We start from the raw sequence: 9,685 nt of genomic DNA, 5'->3' as shown, positions 1-9,685 counted from the left end.
CGGGCAAGCCTTCCGGGCTACGCGCTCAAAGTAGGTGAGGCACCACCACCGGCTACGCGCTCAATGTAGGTGAGGCACGTCGAACGCTTCCCCGCAGCTTTTCGATTGCGTATCCTGCTCACCAGATGGGTGCCTTCCTGCGGCACTAAGACTATTGCTAATTGTAAGCCAATTGTCCTATGCCGCAACGGCATCCATCGTTAACTGCAAGCGCGTGTCGCGCTTACTCGCGGAATCGGGTCAGAACAGCAGGCCGGTGAAGCACCAGTCCAGGACCTGGCGGTCGTCCTTGGGCTCCGACCCGCCCGCGGTGTAGACCCGCGAACGCAGCCGCACCACCCCACCGCGCCCGTCAGACAGGCGTTCGGCGGATTCGATGCTGAGTTCGCTGTAGAGGGTGTCGTTCTCGTGCACCGGGCCGGTATGGTCACACGACTCCCAGCCCAGCACGGTGACCAGGTTCGGCAACAGCCGGGTGGCCTGGGCGAGCGCCAACCCGATGGTGTGACCGCCGTAGACCAACCGCTGTCCGGACGCACGTGAATCATGATGGGTGGCAGCGATGTTGAGCGACAGCCGGGCGAGCTCGGGTGCACTGCTCACCACATCGGCGGTGCTCCGCAGCACCTCTCCGGACAGCGCGGGATCGAAGTGCGGGCCGGGCACCCGGGCCCGGAACGCGTTGCCGTCCCAGTCTGCGGTGGGATCGGGGGCCGGACCCGCGGCGGTGCCTATGACCGACAGGTCATCGGCGTGGCCGGTCTCGACGGCGGTCCCGCTCAGCGGCAGCATCGCGCACCGGTGGAAGTCCAGCACCAGCCGGCCCACCCCGTCGATGGTGGTCATCCGCAGGGCAGCCAGGCCAGTGGGGACCCGTCCGGGTTTGGCGGTGTTCTGCTTCAGCCCCACCACCTCGGTGCGGGTGAACAGTGTGTCGCCGATGACCGGGAACCGGTGAAACCTCAACCCGCGGTAGAACAGGTTGGCCTTCACCCGCTGCGTCACTACCGTGGACTGGCCGATCGCCACGTCGCACACCAGGGCCGGGTGGGCCAGCGGGCCGAGCGCTCCGGTCACCGCGGTGGCGAGCTCGGCGTCCAGGGCCAGCCGAAGACGGTCGCCGAGGATCGCCTGATGAGTCGCCGCGATGCCTGCGGTCAGTGTCACCGACGGCGCCGCGTCGAAGACCTGACCCACCTGCAGATCGTCGAAGTGCGGACCGCCCGCGATTTGGCCGTACAAAGTCACAGCTGTTCATGCTGGCACTCGGCGCGTTGTCGTGTCAATATGGCCGTACATTTCGAAGGAGGTGGCGCGGGTGCCTGCCCAGTTGAACGACGAAGAGGCCTTCCTGGTCGACACGGTCCGGACGTTCGTCGACCGCGACGTCAAGCCGACCGTCCGGGACGTCGAGCACGCCAACTCCTACCCCGAGGCGTGGATCGAACAGATGAAGCGCATCGGCATCTACGGGCTGGCGATCCCGGAGGAGTACGGCGGCACCCCGGTGTCGACCCGGTGCTACGTGCTGGTGACCCAGGAACTGTCCCGGGGCTGGATGAGCCTGGCCGGCGCGATGGGGGGCCACACCGTGGTGGCCAAGCTGCTGGCGCTGTACGGCACCGAGGAACAGAAGCAGCGTTACCTGCCGGCCATGGCGACCGGGGAGGTCCGCGCGACGATGGCCCTGACCGAACCGGGCGGCGGGTCCGACCTGCAGGCGATGAAGACCACCGCGCTTGCATCCGAGGGCGGGGGCCTGGCCGTCAACGGGTCGAAGACGTGGATCTCCAATGCGCGACGCTCGGGGCTGATCGCGCTGCTGTGCAAGACCGACCCGACCGCCGACCCCGCGTATCGCGGCATCTCGGTGGTCCTGATCGAGCAGGGCACCACGGGACTGTCGGTATCGCGGGATCTGCCCAAGCTCGGCTACAAGGGCGTGGAGAGTTGTGAGCTGGTGTTCGACGACTGCCGGGTGCCTGCGACCGCGATTCTCGGCGGTGCGCCCGGACAGGGTTTCGGGCAGATGATGAAGGGCCTCGAGACCGGCCGCATCCAGGTGGCGTCGCGTGCGCTCGGGGTGGCCACGGCCGCCCTCGAAGATGCGCTTGCGTACGCCCAGGACCGGGAGAGCTTCGGTCAGCCGATCTGGAAGCACCAGGCGATCGGCCACTACCTCGCCGACATGGCGACGAAGCTGACCGCGGCCCGGACGCTCACGCTGCACGCGGCCGACTGCTACGACAGCGGACAGCGCGCCGATATGGAGGCGGGGATGGCCAAGCTGTTCGCCTCCGAGACCGCGATGGAGATCGCGCTGAACGCGGTGCGCATCCACGGTGGGTACGGCTACTCGACCGAATACGACGTTGAGCGGTACTTCCGGGACGCACCGCTGATGATCGTCGGTGAGGGCACCAACGAGATCCAGCGCAATGTCATCGCAGCACAACTCGTCGCCCGGGGCGGCATCTGAGGATGCGTGCGGAACCGGCGTATCGGCTGCTGCGGGAACAGCTGCGCGCTGAGATCGGCGCGGGCCGTTACCCCCACGGCGTCCGGCTGCCGACCGAGTCCGAACTCGTTGCCCGACACGGGCTGTCACGACAGACGGTGCGCCGGGCGTTCCAGGACCTGGTCGCCGAGGGGGTGGTCTACCGGGTTCCGGGCCGGGGGACGTACGCCCGGGAGTCGGGACGCTATCTGCGCCAACTCGGTTCCATCGAGGATCTGATGAACCTGTCGCAGGACACCACCATGGAGGTGGTGCGCGGGTTGACCCGACGTGTCGACGTCGAGGCGGCGAGTCGGTTGCGGCTCGACGACGACGTGGTGCACACCGTGGTCTTCCGGCGTCTGCACACCGCGGCCGGTCGCGGCATCCCGTTCGTGCTCACCACCGTGCACCTGCCCGACTCGAGCGCACGGCACGTCGCGGACAGCGGTGCCTTGCGCACCGGAGCGGTCGGCACCCACACCGTCATCGGTCTGCTGGAGCCGCACCTGTCCGAACCCATTGCCGAGGCCGCACAGTCGATCACGGTCGCAACGGCCGACGACGACGTCGCAGCGGCCGTGGATTGCCCTGCCGGGCATGCGATGCTGCGCGTCGACAGGCTCTACTCCGACAGCACCGGTCGGCCGGTCGAGTTGTCGGTCAGCCACTTCCTGCCCGAGCAGTACACCTACCGGGTGACGTTGCGCCGCTCCGGCTGACGTTCGGTCGCCGCGATGCTGCCGAGCATCTTCAACGCATCGGCATCCGGGCTGCCCGGTTCGGCGTCGTAGACCACCAGTTCCTGTCCCGGAGCGGCCCGAACGTCGAACGTCTGCATCGTCAGCTCGATCGGCCCGATCTGCGGGTGCCGGAACCTCTTGCTCACCAACGACTTCCCTCGAGCATCGTGACGCTCCCACAACGCCTGGAACTCGTCACCGGTGTCGCGGAGTTCGGTGAGCACCTCCTGCAGCCGCGGATCCGACGGTGCCGCGGCGTGGTGCAACCGGAAGCCGGCCACCGAGTCTCTGGCCACAACCGACCAGTCCAAGTAGAAGTCGTGGGCCCGTGGTTCACCGAAGACCAGCAACATCAGGTTTGCCCTTCGCGCCGAAATCACCGAACAGCGCGTGTGCCAGCGGATTGGCCGCCAGGACGTCGTATGCCCGGTTGTAGACCAGCGCCAGGTTGTCGGGCCAGGCCGCCATCAGTCGGATGCATGACCGATTCCAAGATCATCCTCATCACCGGTGCCAGCAGCGGCATCGGCGCCGCCGTCGCCGCACACCTCGCCCAGACGGGCCACCATGTCATCGCCGGGGCCCGCCGCGAGGACCGGTTGCGTGAACTCGTCGAGACCACCGCCACCGAGAAGTCCGGTGGCAGCCTGTCGGTGGGCCGCCTCGACGTTCTGGTCAACAACGCCGGCGTGATGCCGTTGTCGCGCCTGGACGCACTGCTGGTCGACCAGTGGGACCACATGATCGACGTCAACGTGCGCGGGCTCCTCAACGGTATCGCTGCGGCGTTGCCGCACTTCCAGCGTCTGGGCCGCGGGCACTTGGTGACGGTGGCCTCAGTCGGCGCGTACGAGGTGGTGCCGACGGCGGTGTACTGCGCCACCAAGCACCCCGCGTGGGCGATCGACGAGGCGGCCGAGGTCGACGTCAACGAGGTGATCGTCAGGCCGGCCCGGCAGCGCTGACCTCGTCGACCAGACCCCACCGCAACGCGATTGCCGGATCGACCGGCCGCCCGGACAGCACCAGATACGCCGTGCGCCACCGGCCGATCCGGCGGGTGATGCTGACCGTCCCCCCGGCCCCGGGAATCAACCCCAGGCCGAGTTCCGGCAGCCCGAGCGCGGCATCGGGATGACAGCGCACCCAACCGCAGAACGCGGCCATCTCCAACCCGCTGCCCTGCACCTGCCCGTGGATCTCGGCCCGGCACGCACGTCCCAGCCGGGCGGTGATGTCGGCGAGCGCCAGGGCGGGGCTGTGCCTGGTGCGGGCCAGATGCGCGCCGGCCGGGTCGGTGAAGGTGCCGAACTCGGCGAGGTCACCACCACTGCAGAACGACGGTCCGTTGCCGGTCAGCACCATCTCGTCGACGGACGGATCCAATCGGGCCACGTCGAGCGCTTCCAGCAGGGCAGCCCGGGCGTCGGTGGAGAACGCGTTGTGCCGCTGCGGCCGATTGAACCGGATCACCAACCGCCCGCCGTCACGATGTGCCTCAACGGGATTCGCGATCTCCGGCACGCGCGCCGGGCCGCGTTCGGCCAGCCAGCGGGTGAACTCGGCGCCGGACTGCAGTGTCGAGTACGCGAGCGACTCGGTGACCACGCCGGTGAACGTCGGGCCTTGCGGATCGAGGGCGCGCAACACGTCGTCACACACCGCCGCCGCCTGGGGCCACCGACGACAGCGGGCGGTGAGGTCGCCGAGAGCCTCGGACACCGACGCGACCGTGACCACCCGAGGGTCGTCGGACTCCTCCTCCGACAATGTGAAAGTGGCTCCTGCACAGGGTGATTCGACGGCGACCGTTACTCCTCCGGCCAGCTCGACCATGTCACCCCCACGCTCGACCGTCACGCGTACTTCTTCATCAACTCCTGCTTGTACAACTTACCGGTGTCGGTGCGGGGCAACTGCGCCTCGAACGAGATCGAACGCGGACACTTGTAGTGCGCCAGCCTGTCCCGCACCCAGTCGAGGAGTTCGTGCGCGAACTCGCCGGTCGCATCGGCCGGGTCGACGGTCTGCACCACCGCTTTGACGCTCTGCCCCATCTCGTCGTCGGGGATTCCGAACACCGCGGCGTCCATCACCAAAGGATGGGTGACGAGGAGGTTCTCCGCCTCCTGAGGGTAGATGTTCACGCCTCCGGAGATGATCATGTGATGCCTGCGGTCGGTCAGGTAGAGGAAGCCCTCCTCGTCGACATAACCGATGTCACCCACCGTCTTCCAGCCACGTGCGTCGCGGGACGAGGCTGTCTTCCCCGGATCGTTGAGATACTCGAAATCGAACCCGCCCTCGAAGTAGATCTCACCGGCCTGGCCTGGGGGCAGTTCGTTGCCGTCCTCGTCGAGGATGTGCAGTGCCCCCGCCAGTGGCCGTCCGACAGAGCCGGGATGGGTCAGCCACTCCTCGGCGGTGATCAGTGTGGAGCCGTGCGCTTCGGAGGAGGCGTAGTACTCGTCGACGATCGGCCCCCACCAGTCGATCATCTGCTGCTTGATCTCCACCGGGCACGGCGCTGCAGCGTGCATCACCCGTTCGAGGCTCGACACGTCGTAGGACAACCGGGTGTCTGCAGGGAGTTTGAGCATCCGGGTGAACATCACCGGGACGAACTGGCCGTGCGTGACGCGGTACCGGGCGATGGCATCCAGCGCTCCCTCGGCGTCGAACTTCTCCATCACCACGGTGGTGATGCCCCCGGCCTGCGTCTGCATGGACCACACCGACGGCGCGGTGTGGTAGAGCGGTGCCGGGCTGAGATAGATCGCCTCAGGGTGCATCCAGAAGGACACCAGAGCGGCCATCAGGCCGGGCACCTCGGCCGGCGGCAGATGCGGCAGTTCGCGTTTGATGCCCTTCGGCCTGCCGGTGGTGCCCGAGGAATACTGCAGCAGGTCGCCTTCGATCTCATCGTCGATGGGAGTGTCCGGCTGTTCGGCAACACATTCGGGGTAACTCTGCCACCCGTCGAGCTGTCCGTTAGCGATCACCAGAACCGCGGGCAGACCATTCGGGAGCTCGTCGCGAAGGCCGGCCAGGGTGTCCCTGAGCTTGCCGGAGCCCACGATCGCCTTGGCGCTGCTGTTGTCGATGATGTACGCGGCCTCGGCAGCGGTCAGGTTGGTGTTGATGGGTACGTAGTAGAGGCCGGCGCGGCGGGCAGCCCACATCACCGCGTGCATGTGCTCGTTGTTCTCCATGAGGATCGCGACGACGTCGCCCTCCATCAGGCCCGCATCCCGGAAAAGGTGCGCCAGGCGGTTGGCGCTGGCTTCCAGTTCCCCGAAAGTCACGACCGTTCCGGACGGGTGCATGATGATGGCGGGCTTGTCAGGTGTGGCAACGGCGGTGTCGCGAATCTGCATGGTCAGACTCTACTTCGCCCCAGTTGACAGGTGTCAAGTGGTGCGCGGCGCCTGTCCTCGCTCAGGGCGTCCGGGACGGAGACCCAGCGCGACCTGCGCTGACCGATGTCATGTCCTGAGTGCCGATGACCGACAACAGTGACAGCGCCTGGTGGGATGCTGACCCTGGGTCGGCGGTGAAGAGAACCATCAGCTGGTCGCGATCAGGGATCATCAGCAGGTTGCAGTGCAATTCGATCGGGCCCACCATGGGATGGGTCATGGACTTCATCTGATGCCGCGGGACGACGACGTCCACCTGATGCCACCGCCGTTCGAATTCGGCGCTGCCCGTTCGTAATTCCGTGATCAACGTACGTACTCCGCCGTCGCGCGGGTAGCGCTCGGCGACGGCGCGGAGATGGCTGGCGGCGAACTCTGCGAAATCCTCGCTCCCACTCACGCCGTGGTGCCGGCGGGACGGGTCCGGCTCGAGGAAGAACATCCTCATGAGGTTCCGCTGCGGGCGTGGTAGGGCAGAGAAGTCTTCCCACAGTGCTGCCGCCAGCGCGTTCCAGGCGAGGATGTCGTACTTCGCGTCGAGGATCAACGCTGCGGTGTCGGGCATCCGGTGGATGAGTTCGAGAACGCTCGGCGTGACGTCACACCGCACTCTCGTGTTGTCGTCATCCGGGGCGCGTCCGGACAGGGTGAACAGCAACGTGCGTTCGTCATCGCTGAGTCGCAGCGCTCGGCTCAGGCCGTCGATCACATGTCCGGACGGGCGGGCAGCACGAGCTTGTTCGAGCCGGGAGTAGTAGGACACCGAGATGTGCGCCAGCGCCGCGACTTCCTCCCGCCGCAGGCCGGCCGTTCGGCGGGGCCCGTCATGGGGCAGCCCGACATCGCTCGGCGCGAGTCCAGCGCGACGGTCGCGCAGGAACCGTGCCCTGGGCCGTTGATCCAGTCTTCGAGTATGCCGGGGTACGGCACCCGCTGGCTGGCACAACCTGTGTCTGGCTCGAGACACCAAGGCGGGCGAGTGTGGGCAGATGCACGCGAAATCGAAGGTCGCCCTCGTCACCGGCGGCAACAAGGGAATCGGCAACCACATCGTCGAACAACTCGCGCATCAGGGGATGCACGTCTATCTGGCTGCCCAAGATGTCGGCCGGGGACGTGGCGCAGCCGATGCGCTGCGCCGTCGGGGACTCGATGTCGAGTTCGTCCGAATGGACGTCACCGACTCGGTGTCGGTGGCCGCCGCCGTCGAAGAGGTCGATCGCACGCACGGGCGGCTCGACATCCTGGTCAACAACGCCGCGATCACCCGCGGCCACGACCCGGCGTCGACCGTGACCGCCGAGGACATGCGACGGACGTACGAAACCAATGTCTTCGGAGTCGCCACCGTCACCAATGCACTCCTGCCGCTGCTGCGCCGGTCGAGTGCACCCCGCATCGTCAACGTCTCGAGCGGAATGGGGTCGATCGCGATGATCGCCGACCCGGGAATCGAGGTGACCAAACTGAACGAGGCTGCCTATCAGTCCTCGAAGGCCGCGTTGAACGCGTTGACCGTGCTGTACGCCAACGAACTGCGGTCTGACGGCATCAAGGTGAACGCCGTCTGCCCGGGCTACCGCGCGACTGAGCTCAACGGAGGACTGCCCACGCCAGGGGCGGGCGAGCCGGCGGAAGGAGCCGAAGTCGCGGTGGCCATGGCGACGATCGGCGAGGACGGACCGTCCGGTCACTTCCACAGCGACAGCGGCGCCGTCTACCCGTGGTGAGTGCGCGCAGAATGTACGCGCTTCACGGCGTGCCGATGTGCAGACGCGCGCTTTCGCGGAAGTGGGGGGTCAGGCCTCTTCGGCGAGCCGGTGCTTGAGGGCGTCGAACTCGTCCTTGATACCGGTCGGCAGCTTCTCGCCGACGAACTCGAACCACTCCTCGATCAGCGGCAGCTCCTGGCGCCACTCCTCGGCGTTGACCGCCAGCGCCTCGTCGACATCGGAGGCCTTCACGTCGAGCCCCTCGAGGTCCATGTCCGCGGCGGTCGGAACGATGCCGATCGGCGTGGTCTTGCCGTCGGCCTTGTGTTCGATGCGCTCGATGGCCCACTTGAGCACCCGGCTGTTCTCCCCGAAACCGGGCCACAGGAAACGGCCGTCGGCGCCGCGGCGGAACCAGTTGACGAAGAACACCGCGGGCATCTTGGACTCGTCGGAGTTCTTGCCGATGTCGATCCAGTGCTGCATGTAGTCGCCCACGTTGTAGCCCATGAAGGGCAGCATCGCCATCGGGTCGCGGCGCACGGTGCCGACCTTGCCCTCGGCGGCGGCAGTCTGCTCGGAGCCGAGGGTGGCACCGATGAACACGCCGTGCTGCCAGTCGCGGGCCTGGGTGATCAGCGGGACGGTGGTCTTGCGCCGCCCGCCGAACAGGATCGCCGAAATCGGCACGCCCTGCGGGTCGTCCCACTCCGGGGCCAGGGTCGGGCACTGCGAAATCGGGGTGCAGTAGCGCGAGTTCGGGTGCGCCGCCTTGGTTTCCGTCTCACGCAGGATCCAGTCGTTGCCCTTCCAGTCGATCAGGTGGTCGGGCTCGCCCTCCAGGCCCTCCCACCACACGTCGCCGTCGTCGGTCTTGGCGACGTTGGTGAACACCGTGTTGCCACCCGCGATGGTCTTCATGGCGTTGGGGTTGGAGTCCCAATTGGTGCCGGGCGCGACACCGAAGAAGCCGAACTCGGGGTTGGTGGCGTACAGCCGGCCGTCCTTGCCGAAACGCATCCACGCGATGTCGTCGCCCACGGTTTCGGCGCGCCAGCCCGGGATGGTGGGCTGCAGCATCGCGAGGTTGGTCTTGCCGCAGGCCGACGGGAACGCCGCCGCGATGTAGTACGCCTTGTTCTCAGGGGAGATCAGCTTGAGGATCAACATGTGCTCGGCGAGCCAGCCCTCGTCGCGCGCCATGGCCGACGCGATGCGCAGCGAGTAACACTTCTTGCCCAGCAGCGCGTTACCGCCGTAGCCGGATCCGTAGCTCCAGATCTCGCGGGTCTCCGGGAAGTGGGTGATGTACTT

General features: G+C 67.1%; 9 protein-coding genes and 1 pseudogene. 4 read left to right on the top strand and 6 right to left on the bottom strand.

Annotated elements, in window-relative coordinates; all coding sequences use genetic code 11:
• Window positions 1-240: 240 nt before the first annotated feature.
• Entirely contained in the window at window positions 241-1,248 is a 1,008-nt protein-coding gene (locus tag WA944_RS15925) for a MaoC family dehydratase (RefSeq protein WP_526647116.1), read from the bottom strand.
• A 70-nt stretch (window positions 1,249-1,318) separates the two neighbouring features.
• Between WA944_RS15925 and WA944_RS15920 the strand changes: the two genes are divergently transcribed.
• Together WA944_RS15920 and WA944_RS15915 are read left to right on the top strand one after the other, a co-directional pair.
• On the top strand, window positions 1,319-2,479 hold the full coding sequence (locus tag WA944_RS15920) for an acyl-CoA dehydrogenase family protein (protein ID WP_526647115.1): 1,161 nt from the start codon (window positions 1,319-1,321) through the stop codon (window positions 2,477-2,479).
• Between the two features lie 2 nt (window positions 2,480-2,481).
• On the top strand, window positions 2,482-3,219 hold the full coding sequence (locus tag WA944_RS15915; RefSeq protein WP_526647114.1) for a GntR family transcriptional regulator: 738 nt from the start codon (window positions 2,482-2,484) through the stop codon (window positions 3,217-3,219).
• Here WA944_RS15915 and WA944_RS15910 read toward each other — a convergent pair.
• Window positions 3,189-3,714, bottom strand: a pseudogene (locus WA944_RS15910) (MmyB family transcriptional regulator); the annotation flags it as partial. The gene WA944_RS15915 and the pseudogene WA944_RS15910 overlap by 31 nt on opposite strands.
• Window positions 3,715-3,719: 5 nt before the next feature.
• On the opposite strand from WA944_RS15910, the gene WA944_RS15905 reads away from it, so the two are divergent.
• The gene (locus tag WA944_RS15905) at window positions 3,720-4,205 is read left to right on the top strand and encodes an SDR family oxidoreductase (RefSeq protein WP_526647113.1); all 486 of its coding nucleotides are present in this window, start codon (window positions 3,720-3,722) and stop codon (window positions 4,203-4,205) included.
• Here the strand turns inward: WA944_RS15905 and WA944_RS15900 are convergent.
• From WA944_RS15900 to WA944_RS15890, 3 genes are all read right to left on the bottom strand, one after another.
• Window positions 4,183-5,076, bottom strand: a complete 894-nt coding sequence (locus WA944_RS15900) for an enoyl-CoA hydratase/isomerase family protein (RefSeq protein ID WP_526647117.1) — start codon at window positions 5,074-5,076, stop codon at window positions 4,183-4,185. The genes WA944_RS15905 and WA944_RS15900 overlap by 23 nt on opposite strands.
• A 20-nt stretch (window positions 5,077-5,096) precedes the next feature.
• Window positions 5,097-6,617: a fatty-acid--CoA ligase FadD4 gene (gene fadD4 / locus WA944_RS15895; RefSeq protein WP_526647112.1), complete on the bottom strand. Its 1,521-nt coding sequence runs from the start codon at window positions 6,615-6,617 to the stop codon at window positions 5,097-5,099.
• Window positions 6,618-6,678: 61 nt separating this feature from the next.
• Window positions 6,679-7,605, bottom strand: a complete 927-nt coding sequence (locus tag WA944_RS15890; RefSeq protein ID WP_526647111.1) for a helix-turn-helix domain-containing protein — start codon at window positions 7,603-7,605, stop codon at window positions 6,679-6,681.
• A gap of 43 nt (window positions 7,606-7,648) precedes the next feature.
• Here WA944_RS15890 and WA944_RS15885 point away from each other — a divergent pair, with 43 nt between their 5' ends.
• Window positions 7,649-8,389 (top strand): SDR family oxidoreductase, encoded by a 741-nt coding sequence (locus WA944_RS15885; protein ID WP_526647110.1) that lies wholly within the window; start codon window positions 7,649-7,651, stop codon window positions 8,387-8,389.
• 69 nt (window positions 8,390-8,458) lie between these two features.
• Here the strand turns inward: WA944_RS15885 and WA944_RS15880 are convergent.
• The coding region (locus WA944_RS15880; RefSeq protein WP_526647109.1) for a phosphoenolpyruvate carboxykinase (GTP) at window positions 8,459-9,685 on the bottom strand (1,227 nt) is incomplete at its 5' end.

Source organism: Mycobacterium sp., assembly GCF_049683355.1.
GTDB lineage: Bacteria > Actinomycetota > Actinomycetes > Mycobacteriales > Mycobacteriaceae > Mycobacterium.
This window is presented reverse-complemented; position numbering and strand designations above follow the sequence as displayed.

Coding starts and splice junctions, on each gene's coding strand:
- fadD4 (WP_526647112.1), bottom strand. CDS start 6,617: ATGCAGATTCGCGACACCGCCGTTGCCACACCTGACAAGCCCGCCATC.
- WA944_RS15915 (WP_526647114.1), top strand. CDS start 2,482: ATGCGTGCGGAACCGGCGTATCGGCTGCTGCGGGAACAGCTGCGCGCT.
- WA944_RS15885 (WP_526647110.1), top strand. CDS start 7,649: ATGCACGCGAAATCGAAGGTCGCCCTCGTCACCGGCGGCAACAAGGGA.
- WA944_RS15900 (WP_526647117.1), bottom strand. CDS start 5,076: ATGGTCGAGCTGGCCGGAGGAGTAACGGTCGCCGTCGAATCACCCTGT.
- WA944_RS15905 (WP_526647113.1), top strand. CDS start 3,720: ATGACCGATTCCAAGATCATCCTCATCACCGGTGCCAGCAGCGGCATC.